We start from the raw sequence: 21,139 nt of genomic DNA, 5'->3' as shown, positions 1-21,139 counted from the left end.
CGTGGTCGCTGGTATTTCAATGTTGTCGTGGATGCCGAACCAGAGATACCGACAGGCCAGGATAGTATCGGTATCGATCTGGGCCTTAAAGATACGGCGACCTGTTCTGATGGCATCAAGCTGGAGGCGGGTCGGTTCTACCGGGATCTTGAGCCTGAATTGGCCATTGCTCAACGTGCGGGCAACAATAATCGAGTTAAGGCGATCCACGCCAAGATTGCCAACCGTCGCAAAGATGCCTTGCACAAATTCAGTCGCTCACTGGTGAACCGTTCGGGTGAAATTTATGTGGGCAACGTGAAATCCTCCTCATTAGCCAAAACCAAGATGGCCAAGTCTGTACTGGATGCAGGTTGGGCCATGCTGAAAACGATGCTGGATTATAAATGCGTTCACGCAGGTATTGTTTTCAAAGAAGTGAATGAGTCGTACACCACCCAAACCTGTTCGTGCTGCGGTTGTATTTCCGTCAGTAGTCCGAGAGGTAGATCAGGTTTGCGAATAAGAGAATGGACCTGCAGTGAGTGTGGTGTCACTCACGACCGCGATGTGAACGCGGCCAGGAACATTCTTGCGGTCGGGCATGGCCGTCTAGCTGTAGGAATCCCCGTCCTTTAGGGCGGGGAGGATGTCAAAAAGACCTGAGCTACAGCAATACCCAAGGTATTGTGAGCCAGCGAAGCTTTGCCGAACTGGTATCCCACCTGTTCAATCATCAAACACATCATAGAGGACAGGTGAGTACTCTGTTATCTCAAAATGGCATTGATATCGGTATAACCGACTTTCTGATGGAAATTCCCGATAAAAATACTCACTTGGAAAAGTAGATCTATATAGGCCACTTCGAGTGGTTTGAACAACAATCATGCTAATATTTCAAGGCTTTCATAAAAAGGTATTAGCATAGAATATTCCAATATAGATCAGTGAGTTACGGTGTGTTTTTTTAGGACATATTGTGTCTCATGGGTATTTTGACGCTATAATTTAGCGACTATATGCCAACAGAGCAGGAATACCTATGAGCCATTTTAAGTTGGCGGTTGCTCAAATAGCCGTTAAAAAAGGTGCCATAGCCACTAATATTCGTGAGCACTTACGAGTCATTCAACAAGCTTCTGCCCATCAGGTGTCTTATCTGGTATTTCCTGAGTTATCATTAACCGGGTATGAACCTGAGCTGGCCGGGCAGTTAGCGATAACGGACGATGACTCGTGCCTGGAGTTATTCAAAGGCGCCGCAGTTTTGCATCAGATGTTTATTGTAGTAGGCGCTCCTCTGAAAGGAGAAGGGAAGCCCTATATTGGCGCGTTGATCTTTACGCCTGAAGGTAACGTGCTCAGTTATCGCAAAATGAACCTGCATCCGGGTGAAGATCTGTTTTTCCAACCTGGTAAAGACTTACAGATCTTAAATATCAATAAGGTGAAAGTCGGCAACGGGATCTGTGCAGATATGAACTCTGAGCACCATGCGCAGCAATATGCAGTGTTAGGAGCTGATATCTATGTTGCAGGAGTGTTAATCACTGAAGGCGGTTATGCGGATGATACTGCGAAAATGGCAGCAGACGCAGAGCAATTTAATATGCTGGTGGCGATGGCGAACTATAATCACCCAACCGGCGGTTGGTATCCTATCGGATGCAGCGGCATCTGGAGTCCCGAAGGATTGTTGGTCAGTGCCAATGAGATCGATACAGCATTAGTGATTGCAGAAAAAACAGCTCAGGGTTGGCAGGGAGAAGTGCGGATTATACCCGATGCCGCAGTGTTAAACGATATCACCTGATACGCACTTATGGGTTATTAAAGACGCGTATAATCTGGATCAAATATATCTGGTTTGGGACATTGGTTGTTACAAGATAGAAGCAAAACCGGGAGCCAGCCCCGGTTTTCTTATAACTGCGTTTAACCTAATAAGCCTTTAATTCGGGCTGTCACTTCTTCCTGGCTTATATTGTTGCCCAGACTCAGACTCAGGTAGCTATCGCCACCAAAGTTACGATCCAGCTCCAGCAGGATATGCGTTTGGTCTGGCGTAGGCACAAAAGAGATTTCCACTTCATTCAGACCAAACAGCGCAAACTTATTAGGACGAAACTCAAGCTCTTGATAACAGCCGGTTGTTGAGACAAAACCATTGCCTCTCAGCTGCCCCTCTTCCACATCAGCTTTTACCAGAGAGTAGCCGCAATCGTCCATCGCCTGTAACACCTTACCCTGTGTAGAGGTTGCCACAACATGAAGAGGATCTTTATCACTGGCATCAATGGCCATATCAATATTCAGACCAGTCGCAATCCATACACGGGTCTGATTATTGCGGGCCTCATTAGCGCTAATCGGTGTTTCATGGGGCAGAGTACCCGTGAAAGGAATCTCTTTCACTTCACCGGGTTGAATCACAAACTTATCCGCAATATGCCAGTGAGCCAGAGACTTATTCAGCATCATCTCGGTATCGTCACGCTCGACTTTAACCCGGGTCATCAGAGCCAGATCCAGTCCAGATATCTCTTGTTCACTATCACCACCCACTACCACAATGTTGGCACTGATCGTATCGCCAGGGCTTACAATTTCAGTAGTCAAAATGGTATCCACTTTTGCACCGCCTATGCCGATAGTGGCCAATAGTTTTTTAAACATATTATTTCCTTAATGAGTGATGGTCCGCCAGATATGGGCTCATTATCACATATAGCCCAATTAGCCCGGTTATTTCGCCTGAGAGCTAAATAAAAACGGCTGAAAGCCTTATGGTTATTGATGTCTAGACAATAACCATAAGGCTTCAGCCGGGGGATAAAATGCTACCATACTCTTTGCCGTTTTCATCCCTTAAAAAAGCGTATTGTTCAAGCCAAATTTGCTAATAGTCTTTGAATGTCTCAGGCCTTTGAATATCTTAGATCATAGAAGCCCCTGCTTTTCTGCAAATCAGTACGACCTTAGGCTTGTGGAAATCATGCTGCATATGAAATATCAGAGCTAATCGGTCCCCATCGGGGCGCTGCCAAAATACTTGCCATAGATCACCTGGAAGCTGCCGTCTTTCTGCATACTACTCAGCGCCCGGCGCAGTTTCCAGGCAATACTGCTGGTACTGACACTATCCGGCGTATTCCCAGCAGACAAGGGTAGGTGACGCTGATAGTCGGCATTGTCGATCATCTCGGCATAAGCAGACTGTTTTGAAAAAGCCATATACATCTGCTCTGGTTCACTGCAACAGTACTCATGCACCCTGAGTTTTGCAGCTTTGTCAGGGTTATTACTCAAAAAGTGCTGCACGGCCAGTAGATTGTAGGCGTGAAAATCCGCTTTTCCCTCAATAATTAAATCCACAATCTGCTCAAGAGTGAAATCATAGGGCCTGCGTACATGAATGCCATAATCTTCAGCATTCAGGTCATAACCGCCAAAGGCCATCACCATCACCAGATTACGCTTAGCCACATCATTAAGAGAGAGGATTTCTGGTTCAGATCGGCGCGTTAACCCGATATAGCCATCTTTTAATCCATTAGGGATAAAAGTCACATATTGTGCACGCTCTTCAGAGAATGAGAGGCCCGGATAAAAATCGATATCGCCGTGTTTTAAGAGATGCAGGATTCTACCTTTGGGTTGACGCAGAACCGTCAAACGACAGTCAATGCGCCTGACTGCTTCCTGATACAAGTCGACGTACAACCCCGAATTATCCGGCGCTGTATTGATAAAGGGGGGCTTGGCATTCATGCGATACCCCATAACCAACTCACAGGCAGCAACGTTTTCTACAGCGAAAACCAGCAACAATGCCAAACAATGCTTCCACATAAGCGACTCTTTTTTCCTGTAACTACGCTCAGTTTAGTCTTTTTTTATCATGCCATGCTAAGCATCATGTTTAACTATTTAATGAATGAAGCCCTGTCCAAACACAATAGCATTAGATGCGCCCCTCATCTCAGGCTAAAATAGGCTCTCTTGCCCAGTTGCCGGGCATCCGTTTTTTTATTTCTATCACTGTAATAGTAAGGGCTCTGTATGGGACTGTTTGATTCGATTAAATCCATTTTTTCCGGTGAGAACAAAACTAAAGAGCCGGAAGCCCTACCCTCCGTGGAATATAACGGTTACACCATTACCCCGGCACCGGTGCAGGAAGATACTGGCTTTCGCATCAATGGCACGATCACCAAGGGCGAACAAAGCCATACCTTTATCCGCGCCGACAGTCTGCCCTCTGCGGATAGCTGCGCCGAAGAGATGATTCGCAAAGCCAAACAGATGATCGATTTTCAGGGTGATGATATTTTTAACTCCCAGCGCTAAGCATCTGTTTACACTTCTCCGGACAATATCCCGGCACTGGAACCCGTCGGGATAAGTCAAGCACCTGGAGAAGCAAACCTATGCTCTCACCCGTCGTGCTTTAAACCCACTCAGCCAAGGCGCACAACTGACCACCAGAATACCGGCAATAATCAAAACCGCCCCGGTAATAAAGTGACTTTCAAGCGGCTCACCCAGCAACCAACTGCCCAGTAAAACGCCATAAACAGGTGTCAGAAATGACAGTACCCCCAGCTGAGAAGCCTTATAGCGCGTCAACAGCCAGAACCACACCAGAAAGGCCAGAAAAGACACGACCACACCATGAAAAACCAAACTCGCCGCCACATCAGAGGTAAAATTAATCGACGTTTTATCCGTCATCCAGGCCCATAACGTCAGAATAATAAAAGCGCCAATCAGCTGATAGAGCAGCGTCTGCCGGGCAGGCAAAACACCTAAACCAGTCGAGCGAACCACCACCGTCGTCGCGCCCCAGGAAGCTCCCGCCAAAAGCGCTAAAAAATCGCCCCACAACATGCTTTGAGCACTGAGTCCACTGTTTCCACTACCGCCAGCCCCTAAACTATCAACACCAGCCCCCTTACCCAAAAAAGCCAGCATAACACCGCCAAAGGCCAGCAAGATGCCCAGCCACTGCAAACCGCTCATGCGCTCTGCCGCAACTTTCCAATGCAAACCTAAAGCCGCAAAAATTGGTGAGGTATAAAGAAAGACAGTAGCATGACCTGCTGAGGTGTATTGCAATGCCTCGCCCAGGAACAGGTATTCAAACGAGAACAACACACCGATTAATACAGCAGGGATACGGTTCTCATCCGCCAAAGGCATCTTCTGACGCTGAAGCACAATCAGCGCCAACAGCAACACACCCGCAATGCCGGAACGTAGCGCTATCTGAAATACCGCCGTGATATCTTCCGCCACCGCCTTCAACACCACCTGTTGAGAGGCCATCACCAGGCAAAACACCAGCATAATGCCGACCGCAAGCAGATCCAGAGGTTGACGACTGCCCATAACGACTCCCATAGACACAATAATAAAGGGGGGCTATTATCTTTTGTCAGAAATAAGAGATATAGCTAGAATCAGACATCTGATACCACATATCAGCCAGCGCTGTTTTTATAATCCCCCTAACTCTTTAAAAAGTCCCCCCTCTCTGACTCACGACTAAAAACCAGTATTATGACTCAGCCCTTTATCCATAAGCCCCACAATCTGGCAAGCCTGCCTCATCCGATCTATTTTCAGGCACGCACCATGCCATCGGATACCATCTATCCGGCCCACAAGCATCAAAGCGGAGAGTTTGTTTATTCGTTCAGCGGTGTTCTGGAGTTACAGGCCGAAGGTGCACTGTTTCGTGTGCCGCCCAACTATGGCCTTTGGTTACCCGCAGGAGTGGAGCATAAAGGGCTGAACCGCAGAGCCTCATTGCATTGTTCGTTTTATATCGAAACGGCATTGGCCGCGAGAAAAGGCCTCTCAAGCGTCACCTGCGCCCTGACCATCAATGCGATGGTGCGTGCTATGCTCAATCACCTGCGCATACAGCCACCACAAACACCCTACAATGATGCAGACAGCCGCTTGCTGGAAGTGGTGATTGACCAACTGGCGATAGCTCCTTGCGCAGGCAGCTATCTGCCGGTATCCGATGACCCACTCCTGGCAAGGGTGCTGTCTTACCTGGAGCAATGCCCCGGTGATAACACCTCAGTAAAAGATTTAGCACAGCAAGCGGGTAGTTCAGAACGAACTCTGGCTCGTAAGGCGCAACGGGATCTGGGTATGCCCTTAAGCGAATGGCGACAGCGCCTTAAAGTGGTACGGGCCATGCCCATGCTGGAGGAGGGAGAAAAAGTTGAAACCATCGCTCTGGATCTGGGTTACAGCACTGCATCCGCCTTTATCGCCATGTTCAGAAGGTTGGTGGCGATGACCCCGGATGAGTATCGCAAACAGGCAGGATAAATATCATAGGCAGACAACCAGGTATCGGCCTCTTTACTATTGGCTCCTCGACGTTAGGAGTAAATAGCTGTTAACTTGGCAACAATGGAAGTGTGCACCATGCAGTTGCTAAGCAAGTAGTACGTCTCACTTTCGTCCCTGAAAGATAGCTGTTTTTGGCGATCATCAAATTTTAGAGTTCGTTGTCAATGCGTAAGTCCTAATAAAATACAAAACCAAAAAAGCCGGTAAGATACCTTACCGGCTGGTGAGCTGACATCAGCTCAAGCTATAGGGAGCGTTTAACCAATGCGGTAGCAAACGCCCTCTAGTGCACAACAAAACCTAAACAACAGTGTGCTATATGATTTTGCAAAGAACTGCTGTTTAGGTGCTCCAACAACTTACAACTCACTTTGCTTGATGCGCTCCGAAACAAAGGCCCTGGATATTGCTTAGAGAAACCTTTGTTTCGGTACTTGAAGAAATAAGACTTTATTTCTTCTTCAGGTTTTCCTGAACAGTAGTGCTGTACCAATCCAGGAAGTTGATTACACCAAACTCGAATGTTTCGGAGTAAGGTCCAGGCTCGTAGGCCAGAGAGTTGATACCGGATTGGTTGTCTTCACCCAGTACACGGTCCTGATCGTTGGTGGCATCCCATACCAGGCGCAGGCGCTCAACGTCGTAATCCACACCTTCTACCGCATCTTTGTGTACGAACCATTTGGTTGTCACAATCGATTCCTGAGCGGAGATCGGCAGTACACGGAACACGATAAAGTGATCAGACTGCATGTGGTTCCAGGAGTTTGGCAGGTGCAGGATACGCATGGAGCCCAGGTGCGGGTTCTTAATGCGGCCTAGCATCTTCTTACAGCCTGCCTCACCGTCCAGGGTCATTACCTTTTTGCCTTCCTGCAGCGGCATACGCACGATACGGTTACGGTGATGACCGAAGTCACGACGCTCGTGTGGAATACCTTCTGCTTCCCACTCAGCAGACTGGCGGGCGTATTGATCCAGGAACTCCTGTGGTGCACGCGGATCGTTGGTGTCATCCCACTCCAGTAGGGTGTTCAGCAGCTCTGGGTGGTTACCGCCGTGACAGTGATAACACTCACGGTTGTTTTCAATAACCAGTTTCCAGTTGGCTTTTTCGTACATGTTGGATTCCACCGCCAGCTTGGTGTTTTCCACATCGTACGGTTCCATGTATTCGTCCATGGTCTTCAGGTACTCATCAAAATCATCGCCTTGTGGCGCTTCTTTCGCCAGACAGATAAAGATGAAACCACCGCCCACTTTAGTGTGTGCTTTTTTCAGACCATGCTTCTTCATATCAAAAGCGTCGCCCATTTCGGTACCGGCAAACAGCAGGTTACCTTTCAGGTCGTAAGCCCACTTGTGGTAAGGGCAGATCAGGTTAGCCACTTTACCACGGTGTTCCAGACACACTTTAGAACCACGGTGACGACAGGTGTTGTGGAACGCTTGTACGTTGCCTTCGTCATCGCGTACAACCAGTACTGGGTTCTGGCCGATTTCAACAGTGAAGTAATCACCTTTAGAAGGGATCTCACTGGTCATACCCACGAACAGCCATTCTTTCTGGAAAATCTCTTCCATGTCGACGCGGAACATATGCGGATCATTATAGAGTGACTGTGGCAGTGAGTAGTTAGGCTCACGACCTTCCAGCAGGTTAGCCATCTCTTTACGTGCCTCTTCGATTGTAGGGCAAGTGGTGTTGATCAGATCGCTCTCTTTCATCGTGCTCATCTCGCTTTTATCCTCATATGCCAGATAGGCGTGGAGGGTATTGTTGTTCAGCTTTTTAACTTAGGCGTTTTTGATTATTACCGTTGTTCAACGCTTAAGTACGGGCTGTTCCTGTTGCTCTGTATCTATGAATCTTTTTTGTTGTCAGACCCTGCATCGTTCTTTGTTTAGTAATTAAAAAAAAGCCGCTTTACTGCGATTACCTTACAAAGGGTGAGGCATTGCTGATGGACTGTATTCTTGCTCAAGTTCTCTGACTGGGAATGACCAAATACGACACAGGAAAGTACGTAAATCGACCAGTGCCATCTGGAGAGTTGCAGGATGGTCGGTTTAAGCAAGTATTTGTCGCTAATGGTTAATTTAGTGCTTTCAGGAGGGAAGAGAATAGGCGCTATGGGTGTTGCCCACTTTTTGAGAGAGAACTAAGATGACTACAAATACAACGCCAAATACTGTGAGCTCTGATAGCTTTATTCCTGTTAACACCCAAACCTGGGTCAACGGTCGCCATGTGGTCCGTTGTGTAAAGGTGATTCAGGAGACCAGAGACGTCCGAACCTTCTGCTTTATGGCAGAACAACCGGTCATGTTCTTCTTCAAACCCGGTCAGTTTGTGACCCTGGAGCTTGAGATTGATGGCCAACAGGTGATGCGTTCTTACACCATCTCCAGTTCTCCTTCTGTACCCTATAGTTTCTCCATTACAGTAAAACGTAATCCGGGTGGTCTGGTTTCCAACTGGTTACATGATAATCTGGACGAAGGTCAGGAACTGGCGGTACACGGCCCTGTCGGTCAGTTTAACTGTATCGATTTCCCCGCGGACAAAGTACTGCTGTTATCCGGTGGCGTGGGTATCACTCCGGTTATGTCAATGGCTCGCTGGTGGTTTGATACCAATGCCGATGTAGATATGGTTTTTGCTCATAGCTCCAGAACACCGAGTGATATCGTTTTCTGGCGTGAACTGGACCATATGGCTTCGCGGGTGAGTAATTTCTCATTACACCTGATTAGTGAACGAATTGAAAATGGCCAGGCCTGGCATGGTTACCGCGGTTATCTGGATCAAGCTAAGCTTGAAATGATGGCCCCTGATTTTATGGAGCGGGAGGTATACTGTTGCGGCCCTACGCCGTATATGAAAGCGGTGAAAAAGCTGTTGCAAGATAACGGTTTTGATATGACCCGTTATCATGAAGAGTCCTTCGGTGAGGCACCAGAAGGTGTTGAAGAGCAAGCTATCGAGGCGGCCGAGATCGCGCAGGAAGAAGCGGATGCACTGACTCAGTCTGATATGAGTTGGGTAACCTTCAGCAACAGTGGTCAAAGCGTTCAGATTGCACCAGGGGAAACCTTGCACAGTGCGGCTTCTAAGCTGGGTATCAATATCGCAAAAGCCTGTGGTATGGGTATCTGCGGAACCTGTAAGGTACAAGTCAAAGAAGGTACTGCGTCTATGAACCATAACGGCGGTATCACTGATGACGATATTGCTGCGGGTTATGTACTGTCCTGCTGTAGTGTGCCGGATGGTGATGTCGTCGTAGAATATTAAGGCGGTTTACAACACTGAAGCAGTGACGATGAAGTCCTGTGACGGTGCGTATAAAAAACGGGTGCTGGGAAGCTGATTCGTTTTGGCTTTCACACCCGTTTTGTGTACCTGTGATGTGTGTTAATACCCCTGCCTTTTACAACTTGATTTATACTGTTTTAACCTTAAAAGCAGCTAACCTTGTGGAGCACAGAGAGTGGAATCCGAGCAGATTGAAATTGCCAGTTTTCTGGCCCAGTATCCACCGTTTAACGAACTGCCTGAAGAAGAGGTGAATCGTGTGGCCTGCCAGGTTGAGATCAGTTATTACCGGGCAGGAACAGATGTCTATCAGTTCGGCGATGAAATTAAAGATCTGTGCGTGATTCGCAGTGGAGCGGTAGAGATCTATCGTCGTAATGGCAACCTCTATAATCGTTTAAGTGAAGGTGATCTGTTTGGTCAGCTTGGCTTATTAATGGGCAATAAGATCCGCCTGCCCTCACGGACGATAGAAGACTCTCTGCTCTACTTTATTCCCGAAGCGATCTTTTCAGAGCTTTGTGAAAAGTTTGAGGCCTTCTCTGATTTTGTTGAAGTTGATGACCGCTCCCGTTTAAACAATGCCGTAGCCCGGCAGAAAGAAAGCAATGAGCTGATGATCTCCAAGGTCACGGCTTTGATCAGTCGTGGTCCTGTGTGTATGGAAACCAATGCCACGGTGCGTCAGGCTGCTCAGAAAATGTCAGAAGAGTCGGTGTCTTCATTACTGGTGATGCGTCAGCCGAAAAATGAGGATGAAACGGGACTTCAACTGGCAGGAATTATTACCGACCGGGATCTGCGTAACCGGGTCGTCGCCACAGGTTTAGATCTGGATACACCGGTCACAGAGGTGATGACTGATCAGCCGAAGACTTTGGACGATGACGCCTACGCCTTTGAAGCGATGCTGACCATGTTGCGCTACAACCTGCATCACTTGCCAGTATTGGATAACGGCACACCGGTTGGTGTTTTGGCAACCTCAGATATCATCCGCTACGAATCCCAAAGCAGCCTATATATGGTGAGCAATATTCTTCGCCGACAAAGCGTGGATGAGTTGGCTCAGTTAAGTAAGGATATTCCCGCTTGCTTTGTGCGTATGGTTCACGAAGATGCCAATTCCCATATGATCGGCAGCGCTATGTCTGTGATTGGACGGAGCTTTAAGCAACGCCTGCTGGAGCTGGCGGAAGAATCCTTGGGTCCTCCACCTATCCCTTACTGTTTTCTGGCATTGGGCTCTATGGCGCGGGATGAGCAGCTATTGGCTACCGATCAGGATAATGCTCTGATTCTGGATAACCGGTACAACAAAGAGAAACATGGTGAGTACTTTGAGGCGCTGGCACAGTTTGTCAGCGATGGCCTGGATGCCTGCGGTTACCGTTACTGCACCGGAGGCATTATGGCGACCAATCCCCGCTGGCGTAAAACCCGAGTGGAATGGGAGCAGTGTTTTGCGCAATGGATTGATGATCCAGACCCGGAAGCCTTGCTTAATAGCTCGATCTTTTTTGACCTGGATGGTGTTTGGGGCAAAACCGACTGGGCTAACCAGTTGAACACTTTTATTGTGCGTAAGACCCGGCGCTCACCACACTTCCTGGGCTGCCTGGCCCGAAATGCCCTGAGTCGCACGCCACCACTGGGATTCTTTAAAGACTTTGTCATGGAGCAAGATGGTCAGCACCGAAACTCCATGAACCTGAAACGGCGCGGTACAGCGCCAACCGCTGACCTGGTCAGGGTGCATGCGCTGGCGGTAGGCTCAAGAGCCCAGAACTCTTTTGAGCGTCTGGATGATGTCATTAAAGCAGATATTTTGCCAAAAAACCGTGGCCGGGATATGAAGGATGCACTCGAATTTATCTCCATGGTACGCATTCGTCATCAGGCGCTGGATATCGAAGCGGGACGTAAACCAGATAATAATATTGAACCGGAAAACCTAACCGACTTCGAACGTCGCAATCTGAAAGAAGCGTTTCAGGTACTCAGTAACGGCCAGCGATTTTTGAAGTTCCGTTATCCGTATACGAGTAAGAGTAGTAGTAAAAGCAGTCATAATAAAAGCAGCAATAAGTAACTGGAGTCGTTTATGCCACGGACAGATCCACCGGAAAATATTGACTGGTCCAGTCACTTTCAAGCATTAGCGTTGACAAGTATTGAACCCCAGTTACAGCTGTTCTATCAGCAGGGATGTATCGCCTCAGATACCCCTCTGGCTGAAGTGCCCTTTGTTGCGGTGGATTTTGAAACCACAGGGCTGGATGCGGAGCACGATGAGATCATCAGCATTGGCTTAGTCCCCTTTGATCTTTCACGCATTCGTATACGTGAAGCGCGACATTGGTTACCGAAACCCCGACAAAAATTAGCCTCAGAGTCTGTGGTAATCCACGGCATCACGCATTCGGATATTAATGATGCCCCCGATCTGGAAGAAGTATTAGGTTCAGTACTGGAAGCCATCGCCGGTCGTATTCCTGTGGTACATTACCGCTATATCGAACGACCTTTTTTGGATGCAGCGCTAAAACGTCGGGTCAACGAAGGCATTCAGTTCCCCGTGGTGGACACTATGGAGCTGGAAGCCCGTATGCATCGCCAGGGTTTTGCTCGTAAACTGTCCCGCTTTTTAGGTCGAAAACCTGTCTCTATACGACTATCAGACAGCCGTGTACGTTACAGTCTGCCTCGTTACAGCCAACATCATGCCCTGACGGACGCTATAGCTACTGCAGAATTGCTGCAGGCTCAAATTCGCTATCATTACTCGGAAGACTCTCCGATATCTGAGCTGTGGTGCTAATGATCACCTCCACATAAAAGATTATAACAGATTGATATATATGACTTTTTTGGTGCAAAACTAATTTATCACGCCTCTTTTTAGTGCAAACCTTCCCTTTATAGGCGATAAACCTGCGCCACCGCAATCGGGCGGGGTTTATCTTTAAAAATACTAAACACAAACGTTTCCCTCCTGACTCTTTGAAAAAAGAGTCAATGCACAAAAGTGACGGTGTCGCTTTTAGATCATTCACTCTGTGAAAATGTCGCTGTCAGCGGAGTGGTGAAAATCAATTGGCATAATAATGTGCCAACCGTATCCCATGACTATATCGTCAACAGGGAAACGCTTGATGAAAAGTGCACAACAATCTGACGTTAAGTCCTACATAATAAAAATCACAACGTTGCTGCTTATCTGGCCCATTTATTGCCATTTAAGGTAAGTAAGATAACGTTTTAGAGGGCAATTGCTATGTTAACAGCAAAAGATTTACACCCTGCACCCGGTCAAAAAAATGTGACTCGAGTCGGTTTTCTTCTGTTGGATCACTTCACCATGATGGCCCTGGCTTCTGCAGTTGAGCCCCTGCGTATGGCCAATCAGTTATCTGGTGAAGAGTTGTACAGCTGGCATATGGTGACGGAAAAGGGTGAGGCCGTTTCTGCCAGTGATGGCATCAGCTTTAATCCTGATTTCTCTATTGTTGAAGCAATCAATCTCGACTTGGTGATTGTGGTCGGTGGTGTCGATATTACCCGCAGCTTTACCCAATACCAGATACAGTGGCTACAATCCCTGGATCGTAAAGGCATTAGGTTAGGTGCAATCTGTACCGGTGCTTATGTGTTAGCTCATGCCGGTTTACTGGACGGTCACGATTGCAGCGTACACCGGGAGTGTATGGCGGCTCTGCAGGAACGTTATCCCAAGGTTCATTGTAATAATCGCTTGTTTACACTGAATCAAAAACGCATGACCTCCTCCGGTGGTAACGCCCCGCTGGATATGATACTGAGCATGATCACCAATGATCACGGCTCCAATCTATCCCGTGCCGTATCCGATATGTTTATCTGTGACCGTATCCGTAGCGATCAGGATCAACAGCGGGTTCCACTACGTCAGGTGCATAAAGCCGGTGAATCCAAACCGAAACTGATCGATGTGATTGAGCTGATGGAAAACAACCTGGAAGAACCCATTAGTCTGGACGAGTTAGCCAGTTTTGTGAACGTATCACGCCGTCAACTGGAGCGGATGTTTTTAAAATATCTACACTGCTCCCCATCACGCTATTACCTTAGATTACGTCTGGATAGAGCCCGTCAGTTACTGAAATTATCGAGCCTGTCGATTGTTGAGATCGCAGCAGCCTGCGGCTTTATCTCAACACCTCATTTTAGCCGCTGTTACCGTAAACATATCGGTATTTCACCGCGAGATGAGCGAAAAGTAGCTTGGGATACAGGCCCCAGTCAAAGCCTTGCGACTTTGGTGGATGAAGTTTTAATTAAAGGCTCTGATCGTGCGAGAACGGCTCTGCTCAGTGCTCAGGTTGAGCCGAGTTTTGGCTCTGTGTCACTACAGTAATCAACAGAATTAATACTTCCCTAACTGGCAAAGAAAAAATCCGCTATCTGTTTAGGGCAGACAGCGGATTAAAATCGATATCAGTTCAAATCAACGCTCGCTGACATTCCTTGGCAGGAACGCATGTTTTTCCCAGATATCGTAACCTTCACGGAAGGTTTTCAGGTCCTGCCATACCTTATTAAAGAAAGGATTTTCGGCGCTCTTTTCAGTCACCACTTCATCCCAGGCATTCTGGTAAGCAGACAAAATTTCATCACTCCAGTAACGGATCTCAACCCCACGTTCTTTCGCGGTTGCCAGCACTTCAAACTGCTTGGCTTCACCTTCTGCCAGCGTATCAGCGATCACAGACTTACAGGCGGTTTCCACCAGGGACTGCTGCTGCTCGCTCATATCATTCCAGGTGTTCTTATTGATCAGCAGCTCTTGCATAGAGGTCTGCTGATGCCAACCAGGGAAATAGTTGTATTTAACGATCTTATTAAAGCCCAGCATCTGATCCACTTGAGGCAGGGAGAACTCTGCAGCATCAATCGCACCTTTCTCCAGTGCCGGGAAGATCTCAGCCGGTGGCAGCTGAACCGTGCCCACGCCCAGCTTATCCATCACATTGGCACCCAAACCGTAGAAACGCATATTCAGACCTTTCAGGTCTTCTACAGTATCAATGGGCTTAGCGAACCAACCTGAGGTCTCCGGTGGAATCATGCCACACGGAATCGCTTTCACGTTATAGCCGGATTCGTCGTACATCTCCTGGTGCAATTTACGGCCATTGCCGTAGTACATCCAGGCCAGAAACTCACTGGCTTCCGGGCCAAAAGGCACAGAGGTAAAGAACGCCGCCGCAGGCATCTTGCCCTGCCAGTTAGCCGATGCAGCAAAGCCAGAGTTTACCTTGCCGGCAGATACCGCATCCAAAATTTCAGAGGGTGCAATCAGTTTACCCGGCTCATAGATTTTCATGCGAATACTGCCGCCACTGGTCATCTTCAGAGTATCAGCCAGTTTGACTACAGGGGTGCCCACTGCAGGCAGTTTGCTTGGGAAAGCCGTGGGCGTTTTCAGCAATAGTTTATCGGCTGCCTGCACCTGCGCCGCACCCAGGGTAGCAACGGCCAGGGCTAAAGGGGTTAAAACACTTAGGGCATTCCGTTTGTTCGGCGTTCTCATTCCGGGTCTCCAGCGTTAAGGTCAAAAGTTTGCTCTTGTTATACAGTGCTTCAGTTACCATAAGCACCTGTCTCTATTAATGATCCACTCAGTTGGCTTCTACGAGCCGTTGATTTGAGCAGATAAGCAAGGTGTCGATCAGTCATTTTTGATCCAATAGACTGTATTCAATAGGGTATTAATCAAACACCTTGCCGGGATTCATAATGCAGTGCGGGTCCATCATAGCCTTCAGGCCTTTCATCACCTCAACCCCTTCACCGTGCTCCTGTAAAAGGTATTCTTTCTTGCCGAAACCGATACCGTGCTCTCCGGTACAGGTGCCCTCCAGCTCCAGCGCTTTTTTCACCAGGCTTTGAGATAACTGTTTGGCCTTGGTTTTCTGCTCCTGATTCTGTTCATCAAACAGAATTAACATATGGAAATTACCATCCCCCACATGCCCGACAATCGGGCAGGTCAGGCCTGTCATTAGTGCTTCTTTCTCAGCAAAAAGAATGGCTTCTGCCAAAGCGGAAATCGGTACACACAAATCAGTGGTCAGTGCCGAGGCTCCCGGCAAGAGTGATAAGGCAGCAAAATACGCCTGATGGCGGGCTTTCCATAACGCATTACGATCTTCGGTACTTTCCGCCCAGTTAAACTGGCTGCTACCAAAGGATTCGGCGATCTCCTGCAGCAGATCGATCTGCTCTGCCACAGAGGCTTCGGTGCCATGGAATTCAAAAAACAGCGTCGGTTTAGCGTCAAAACCGGTCAGATCGGAATAATTGATACAAGCTTGCATCTGCAGATGATTCAGCAACTCGATACGCGCCACAGGAATGGCGCACTGCATGACAGAGATCACAGTATCCACTGCACTGGCCAGATCTTCAAACTGACAGGTCGCCGCTTTAATCACCGTTGGAATCGGATGCAACTTCAGCTGAACCTCGGTGATCACACCAAGGGTGCCTTCAGAACCGGTATAGAGGCGGGTCAGGTCGTAACCGGCGGAACTTTTACGAGAACGGCCACCGGTTTTAATAATACGGCCATCCGGTGTCACTACGGTCAAACCCATCACATTGTCACGCATGGTGCCATAGCGCACCGCATTGGTACCGGATGCTCGGGTGGAGACCATACCACCAATACTGGCATTGGCACCGGGATCAATCGGGAAGAAGATCCCCTGATATCGCAACTCCTGATTCAGGGCTTCACGGGTGACACCGGTTTGCACACGACAATCCATATCTTCGGCATTCACCTGCAGCACCTGATCCATCTCAGACAGATCAATGCAGATACCGCCATGCAGCGCCAACAACTGCCCCTCAACCGAACTACCCGCACCAAACGGGATCACAGGCACACGATAGTGGTGACAACGCTGCATCAGCTCTGCGACTTCTTCCGTCGAGTGCAGATACACCACAGCATCCGGTGGATAGCAACCGTAACTGTCTTCGCCCTGACCGTGCTGCTCACGCACCGGCAATGCGGTATGAACACGCTCACCGAACAACTCCGTCAGTTCTGCAATCAGTTGCTGACGCTGTTCCTCATTAGCATATAAAGCATGCTTTAAAGGCTGTTGGCTTTGGCCTGATAAAGGCTTCGGTGCAGACGGCTGGCTCGACATGGTGGACTCCACTATTTTTATTGTGAGCCCCGCTGTCTCTGAATATCGACGTTCGGGGGCGATTTATAAAATGAATAATGCTGATAATAGAGCTGTAACCAAATGGAAAAAAATTATTTATTTGAATCCAGTCATTCAAAAAAAGAATAACACTCATCACAAAAATAGTGCATTAGCAGAAATACACATGTATCCAAAGCACATAAATTGTGCAAAAAAACGACAAAAAGCTTAAATAACGATTGTCTAGCCAAAAAGCCCTATTGTCATATATAGTGAATCATTCAAAATTCAGATAACACTAAACAACAATAACAACAGACAACTGACGTCCGATAACTCTGTAATAGTGTCCGCAATGAAAGACAGCAACTGTTTAAGCAGCCGGTTAAGCCGGGTTAATCTCAATCTGCTGGTGGCTTTTTACGCCCTCTATCAGCAGCGCCATCTTACCCGTGCCGCTGAACAGGTGAATTTGAGCCAACCGGCCATGAGCCATTCCTTGAAAAAGCTGCGTTTACAGTTTGAAGATGAGCTATTCACCAAAACTGCTGAAGGTATGTTACCCACCCCGATGGCGAAGCAGATCTTTCAGCTGATCGAGCAGGGATTACTTCAGCTTGACCAGGCGCTGGCCAGCGCTCACAGCTTTGAGCCTGAAAAAGCGGTACGGGAGTTTCGTGTCGGCATTATGGATTTTATGATTCATGAATTGGTGCCCTATCTGGTAAAAACGGTCAATCAAACCGCCCCAGGCATCAGCTTTAATATCCTTTATGCCAAAATATCCAGCCCTGAAATAGCCTATAAACTCCTACAGGAACAATCACTGGATCTGGCTTTGACGCAATTTGAATATCAACCCAACGATAAAAACTGTGAGCTGCTTTATAGCGAAGAGTTGATGTGTATCGCCGATAGGGACCACTACGGTGAAAAAGATGAGTTAACGCTGGAGGAGTTTTTGGACGCGCCCCATGTTGCTCTGTCGCACCGGGAAGATGAACCGATTCTGGTAAATAAGAGGCCGGAGTCTTTGGGCATGAATCGTAAGGTGATCGTAAAGACCCCTTATGTCACCACCCTGCCATCACTGTTATCCGGCACCAATATGGTCACCGTCATCAACCAGTATGCAGCGGATTTGATTATCCCAGGCACCCGGCTTAAGACTTATCATCCTCCGATAGCGTTCAGCAACCTTCAGATCTGCCAAATCTGGGAAGAGCGTAAGGAACACGACCCCGGAATTCGCTGGCTAAGAGGCGTAATTCAACAGTGCATGCAAACCCGCATTGCACCTCAAAACCCAAGCACATCGCAAACAGGTAAAACACAATGAACAGTTATCTGAAGCCTGTTTCCAAAGTGCTACAGCCCGACTCGCCCAGTATGATTCAACAACCGGATTGGTCCCAGATCACAAGCCGACACCAACTGGAACAGACTCAGACAACACTGATTCAACAACTGGGTTATGATGCTGGCAGCCTGATCTACGCGCCCATTGGAAGGCTACCTAATAATACACCGGGCCCGGTTTATGCATTGATCAGTACGGGATTAGCAGAAAATGAACTGATTCCAAACTGGAGTGCCCAAGCCGAGCAAAACCCACTAAGCCATGTGATCTCTCCTACCTGGCGTATGACCCTGAGCCAAACGTTACCCAGACAGTTTGATTTGCGAAAGATGGTTCAGGATTCACAGCAGGACTACTCTATTGCAGAACAAAACTGGTTGCAGAGCCTGGTCGACCAGGGCTTTAAAGAGCTTACCGTTACCCCGGTACACTTTGCTGACAAACGTTACTTTGCCCTCTCTTGCTTAAAGCGCCGGGATAATCCATCACCAACAACACATTTTTCATCTCAAACCCAGGCCGAACTTCTATTTTTCAGCCATAAGCTGGCGCAGTTGTGCCAGGATCTGGGGTTAGTGACAGACTTGAGCCAAAATAACCTCTCGCTCACGCCCAGAGAACAGCAGTGCCTGCACTGGTCCGCACAGGGCAAATCCGCCATTGAAACCGCTGAGATTCTGGGAATCAAGCAAGAAACAGTGCGCAGCTATATCAAGTCACTTCTAAAAAAGCTTAACGCCGATAATAAAACCCAAGCCGTGGCGATTGGCTATGAGTTGGGTTTGTTGGGGTGAACATTACCAAAACAGATACCATCTGCTTTAAACAGGACTACTTCAGACAATCAACCCAGCCTTCCGATTTAACTTAAGGCTGAGCCTGCCCCTTAAAATGCTTAAGCCCCTATTTTACGCACATGCTCAGGACCAATTTGGTCAATAGAGGAGCACCCCGCCAGTATCATGCAGCGTTTAAACTCCGCTTCCAGAATCGACAGGGCTTTTTCAGCACCCGCCTGTCCCCCAGCAGATAAACCACGAACATAAGCCCGGCCCAGACTACAAGCATTAGCTCCTAACGCCAGTGCTTTAAAGATATCCGTACCACGACGAATGCCGCCATCGACGATAATTTCCATTTCAGGGCCAACAGCTTGGCGCACCTCTTCTACCAGCTCGATGGGCGATGGCGTGCAATCCAGCTGACGGCCACCGTGATTGGATAAAATCACCGCACTGGCACCGGCTTCTTTCGCACGCAGTGCATCCTGTACTGACATAATGCCTTTAATAGCAAAAGGGCCGCCCCATTGCTGGATCATATGCTCCGCATCAGCCCAGGTCAGATCCTTCTTAAACAGCTTGCTCATCGCTTCAACAAAAGCTTTTGAATCACCTAAAGTGACCTTTGGCATCTCTGGGAAATTACCCATATTGGCACCATCACCGCGCAGGTAATGGAATAACCAGACCGGACGCAACATATATTGCAGAGTGGATTTTACGGTCAGACGTGGTGGGATAGATAAGCCACTGCGGGCATCGCGTTCACGGTTACCACCAACAATAGTATCTATGGTAAGTACCATGCCTTTAAAACCGGCATCTTTAGCTCTTTGATTCAATCGGGTCGCCAGCTCGGCATCATCCAGCACATAAACCTGAAACAGCTTATCACTGTGACTGGCCTGAGCGATCTCTTCCAGGGAACGATTCGAGAAAGTGGACGCTGTGTAGAGAGTCTTAAACTTAGCCGCGGCACGTACCCCCGCCAACTCTGCATCCGTCGGACACATCATGCCAGAAAAACCAGTGGCTGAGATATAGAATGGCAGCTCGATATCGCAGCCCATGACATGGGTTTTCGTGCAAATTGAACTCACATCCTGCAGTGCTTTAGGCACAATCTGATAATGACCAAAACCATCGGAGTTACGCTTTAGGGTGACCTCATCATCTGCGCCCCCTTCCACATAATCATTCACCGGAAAAGGCACCTTACGTGCCGCCAGGCGACCCAGATCGTCAATATTGATACAGGATTTTAACGTCAGCATTTCCGGCACTCCTCAACAGCACGCTAACCGACAGCCATGGGCTGTATTACATAATCATTAACGGGATCATACTGCGATAAGCGCACTGGCAGGACTCCCCTGTTTGGGGGGATGACTATAAAGGGATAGCTCAAGCCAACCAACAAGGTTACTTCAGTGTATCGCCATCCTGAAACAGAGATTCATTCACACCTTTTGAGAAGGTGACTTTATCAAAAAACTTCTCTGCTTTTGAAGCAAACTCAATCATCTCTTCTTCCAAGCTCGACTCTTTTTTCTCTGCTTTGGCTGCAGTTTGCTCAGCCTGCCCCTCTGGTTTACTCTCTGCTTTTGGTACGGCAACCGTTTGCGTTGCAGAAGCCTCTTCGGGCGTACCAACAACGTCGGCTTCCTGTTGAGGCTCTGTGGTCTCAGCTTTAGACTCAGTTGTTTTAGATTCAACTACTTCAGACTCGACCGCTTTAGTCTCTGCTGCTTTGATTCCAGCACCCGGTACAGATGCTTCTACTGCATCTTTCTCAGATTCATCTTTACCACCCCAGCTAAAGCTCTTCATCTTATCGCCTGACATATTACCATGCTGAGATGGACCTGCAGGCTCCATCGCTGCAAAAGGGTCTTTTGAAGCCGCCATAGTCTGAGCGGAAACAGCTGCCGCTACAACGATGGCCAATTTTGCCAGAGTTTTCATGATCGATTCCTAAATAAAACAGTAAGTCTTTTCGCAATAATGGCTCATTCTAATCTGTTTGAATTTTTTAGAAAGTCTTTTGCCTGATTGCAAGAGCATTAACCACCAGAAGCAATCAGCATGTTTCTCTTCAAACGCCCCTTAGGGAAAT

19 protein-coding genes are annotated in these 21,139 nt (G+C 48.1%); 11 read left to right on the top strand and 8 right to left on the bottom strand.

Annotated elements, in window-relative coordinates:
• The 3 genes from H579_RS0108300 to H579_RS0108290 form a co-directional block, all read left to right on the top strand.
• On the top strand, nt 1-618 hold a 618-nt coding region (locus tag H579_RS0108300), incomplete at its 5' end, for an RNA-guided endonuclease InsQ/TnpB family protein (RefSeq protein ID WP_028300286.1).
• Nucleotides 525-830, top strand: a complete 306-nt coding sequence (locus H579_RS29855) for a DinB family protein (protein WP_084624027.1) — start codon at nt 525-527, stop codon at nt 828-830. The genes H579_RS0108300 and H579_RS29855, both read left to right, overlap by 94 nt.
• Before the next feature lie 194 nt (nt 831-1,024).
• On the top strand, nt 1,025-1,795 hold the full coding sequence (locus tag H579_RS0108290) for a carbon-nitrogen hydrolase family protein (RefSeq protein ID WP_028300285.1): 771 nt from the start codon (nt 1,025-1,027) through the stop codon (nt 1,793-1,795).
• A 122-nt stretch (nt 1,796-1,917) separates the two neighbouring features.
• Here the strand turns inward: H579_RS0108290 and H579_RS0108285 are convergent, their stop codons facing one another.
• Nucleotides 1,918-2,658, bottom strand: a complete 741-nt coding sequence (locus H579_RS0108285; protein ID WP_028300284.1) for a sporulation protein — start codon at nt 2,656-2,658, stop codon at nt 1,918-1,920.
• 342 nt (nt 2,659-3,000) lie between these two features.
• On the bottom strand, nt 3,001-3,834 hold the full coding sequence (locus H579_RS0108280; RefSeq protein WP_028300283.1) for a substrate-binding periplasmic protein: 834 nt from the start codon (nt 3,832-3,834) through the stop codon (nt 3,001-3,003).
• Nucleotides 3,835-4,044: 210 nt separating this feature from the next.
• On the opposite strand from H579_RS0108280, the gene H579_RS0108275 reads away from it, so the two are divergent.
• Entirely contained in the window at nt 4,045-4,332 is a 288-nt protein-coding gene (locus tag H579_RS0108275; RefSeq protein WP_028300282.1) for an HlyU family transcriptional regulator, read from the top strand.
• A gap of 78 nt (nt 4,333-4,410) precedes the next feature.
• Here H579_RS0108275 and H579_RS0108270 read toward each other — a convergent pair whose 3' ends face one another.
• Nucleotides 4,411-5,373 (bottom strand): DMT family transporter, encoded by a 963-nt coding sequence (locus H579_RS0108270; RefSeq protein ID WP_028300281.1) that lies wholly within the window; start codon nt 5,371-5,373, stop codon nt 4,411-4,413.
• Between the two features lie 171 nt (nt 5,374-5,544).
• On the opposite strand from H579_RS0108270, the gene H579_RS0108265 reads away from it, so the two are divergent.
• Nucleotides 5,545-6,333 carry an AraC family transcriptional regulator gene (locus H579_RS0108265; RefSeq protein WP_036565767.1) on the top strand — a complete coding sequence of 263 codons (789 nt, stop codon included), beginning with the start codon at nt 5,545-5,547 and terminating at the stop codon, nt 6,331-6,333.
• Between the two features lie 474 nt (nt 6,334-6,807).
• Here the strand turns inward: H579_RS0108265 and H579_RS0108260 are convergent, their stop codons facing one another.
• Nucleotides 6,808-8,085 (bottom strand): aromatic ring-hydroxylating oxygenase subunit alpha, encoded by a 1,278-nt coding sequence (locus H579_RS0108260; protein ID WP_028300279.1) that lies wholly within the window; start codon nt 8,083-8,085, stop codon nt 6,808-6,810.
• Nucleotides 8,086-8,524: 439 nt separating this feature from the next.
• Here H579_RS0108260 and H579_RS0108255 point away from each other — a divergent pair, with 439 nt between their 5' ends.
• The 4 genes from H579_RS0108255 to gbdR all read left to right on the top strand — a co-directional run bounded on the left by H579_RS0108255 (nt 8,525) and on the right by gbdR (nt 14,072).
• Complete coding sequence (locus tag H579_RS0108255) at nt 8,525-9,655, top strand: FAD-binding oxidoreductase (RefSeq protein ID WP_028300278.1); 1,131 nt, start codon at nt 8,525-8,527, stop codon at nt 9,653-9,655.
• Between the two features lie 196 nt (nt 9,656-9,851).
• A complete protein-coding gene (locus H579_RS24875) occupies nt 9,852-11,768 on the top strand; it encodes a DUF294 nucleotidyltransferase-like domain-containing protein (RefSeq protein ID WP_051227443.1) in 1,917 nt (638 codons plus the stop codon).
• Between the two features lie 12 nt (nt 11,769-11,780).
• Nucleotides 11,781-12,497, top strand: a complete 717-nt coding sequence (locus H579_RS0108245; RefSeq protein WP_028300277.1) for a 3'-5' exonuclease — start codon at nt 11,781-11,783, stop codon at nt 12,495-12,497.
• A gap of 456 nt (nt 12,498-12,953) precedes the next feature.
• On the top strand, nt 12,954-14,072 hold the full coding sequence (gbdR, locus tag H579_RS0108240) for a choline metabolism transcriptional regulator GbdR (RefSeq protein WP_028300276.1): 1,119 nt from the start codon (nt 12,954-12,956) through the stop codon (nt 14,070-14,072).
• 90 nt (nt 14,073-14,162) lie between these two features.
• Here gbdR and H579_RS0108235 read toward each other — a convergent pair whose 3' ends face one another.
• Entirely contained in the window at nt 14,163-15,248 is a 1,086-nt protein-coding gene (locus H579_RS0108235; RefSeq protein WP_028300275.1) for a TRAP transporter substrate-binding protein, read from the bottom strand.
• A 178-nt stretch (nt 15,249-15,426) separates the two neighbouring features.
• Nucleotides 15,427-16,878, bottom strand: coding sequence for an FAD-binding oxidoreductase (locus tag H579_RS24870; protein WP_084624026.1), 1,452 nt, complete (start codon nt 16,876-16,878; stop codon nt 15,427-15,429).
• 358 nt (nt 16,879-17,236) lie between these two features.
• On the opposite strand from H579_RS24870, the gene H579_RS24865 reads away from it, so the two are divergent.
• Entirely contained in the window at nt 17,237-18,220 is a 984-nt protein-coding gene (locus H579_RS24865; RefSeq protein WP_051227442.1) for a LysR family transcriptional regulator, read from the top strand.
• Nucleotides 18,217-19,035, top strand: a complete 819-nt coding sequence (locus H579_RS27775; protein ID WP_028300273.1) for a helix-turn-helix transcriptional regulator — start codon at nt 18,217-18,219, stop codon at nt 19,033-19,035. The genes H579_RS24865 and H579_RS27775 overlap by 4 nt, the downstream gene beginning before the upstream one ends.
• Nucleotides 19,036-19,136: 101 nt before the next feature.
• Here the strand turns inward: H579_RS27775 and H579_RS0108210 are convergent, their stop codons facing one another.
• Together H579_RS0108210 and H579_RS0108205 are read right to left on the bottom strand one after the other, a co-directional pair.
• On the bottom strand, nt 19,137-20,297 hold the full coding sequence (locus H579_RS0108210) for an alpha-hydroxy acid oxidase (protein ID WP_036565765.1): 1,161 nt from the start codon (nt 20,295-20,297) through the stop codon (nt 19,137-19,139).
• 148 nt (nt 20,298-20,445) lie between these two features.
• Nucleotides 20,446-20,988: a hypothetical protein gene (locus tag H579_RS0108205; RefSeq protein WP_028300271.1), complete on the bottom strand. Its 543-nt coding sequence runs from the start codon at nt 20,986-20,988 to the stop codon at nt 20,446-20,448.
• Between the last annotated feature and the right edge of the window lie 151 nt (nt 20,989-21,139).

It is taken from the genome of Oceanospirillum beijerinckii DSM 7166 (assembly GCF_000422425.1).
Lineage (GTDB): Bacteria > Pseudomonadota > Gammaproteobacteria > Pseudomonadales > Halomonadaceae > Oceanospirillum > Oceanospirillum beijerinckii.
This window is presented reverse-complemented; position numbering and strand designations above follow the sequence as displayed.

Coding starts and splice junctions, on each gene's coding strand:
- H579_RS0108290 (WP_028300285.1), top strand. CDS start 1,025: ATGAGCCATTTTAAGTTGGCGGTTGCTCAAATAGCCGTTAAAAAAGGT.
- H579_RS0108285 (WP_028300284.1), bottom strand. CDS start 2,658: ATGTTTAAAAAACTATTGGCCACTATCGGCATAGGCGGTGCAAAAGTG.
- H579_RS0108280 (WP_028300283.1), bottom strand. CDS start 3,834: ATGTGGAAGCATTGTTTGGCATTGTTGCTGGTTTTCGCTGTAGAAAAC.
- H579_RS0108275 (WP_028300282.1), top strand. CDS start 4,045: ATGGGACTGTTTGATTCGATTAAATCCATTTTTTCCGGTGAGAACAAA.
- H579_RS0108270 (WP_028300281.1), bottom strand. CDS start 5,373: ATGGGCAGTCGTCAACCTCTGGATCTGCTTGCGGTCGGCATTATGCTG.
- H579_RS0108265 (WP_036565767.1), top strand. CDS start 5,545: ATGACTCAGCCCTTTATCCATAAGCCCCACAATCTGGCAAGCCTGCCT.
- H579_RS0108260 (WP_028300279.1), bottom strand. CDS start 8,085: ATGAAAGAGAGCGATCTGATCAACACCACTTGCCCTACAATCGAAGAG.
- H579_RS0108255 (WP_028300278.1), top strand. CDS start 8,525: ATGACTACAAATACAACGCCAAATACTGTGAGCTCTGATAGCTTTATT.
- H579_RS0108245 (WP_028300277.1), top strand. CDS start 11,781: ATGCCACGGACAGATCCACCGGAAAATATTGACTGGTCCAGTCACTTT.
- gbdR (WP_028300276.1), top strand. CDS start 12,954: ATGTTAACAGCAAAAGATTTACACCCTGCACCCGGTCAAAAAAATGTG.
- H579_RS0108235 (WP_028300275.1), bottom strand. CDS start 15,248: ATGAGAACGCCGAACAAACGGAATGCCCTAAGTGTTTTAACCCCTTTA.
- H579_RS24870 (WP_084624026.1), bottom strand. CDS start 16,878: ATGTCGAGCCAGCCGTCTGCACCGAAGCCTTTATCAGGCCAAAGCCAA.
- H579_RS24865 (WP_051227442.1), top strand. CDS start 17,237: ATGAAAGACAGCAACTGTTTAAGCAGCCGGTTAAGCCGGGTTAATCTC.
- H579_RS27775 (WP_028300273.1), top strand. CDS start 18,217: ATGAACAGTTATCTGAAGCCTGTTTCCAAAGTGCTACAGCCCGACTCG.
- H579_RS0108210 (WP_036565765.1), bottom strand. CDS start 20,297: ATGCTGACGTTAAAATCCTGTATCAATATTGACGATCTGGGTCGCCTG.
- H579_RS0108205 (WP_028300271.1), bottom strand. CDS start 20,988: ATGAAAACTCTGGCAAAATTGGCCATCGTTGTAGCGGCAGCTGTTTCC.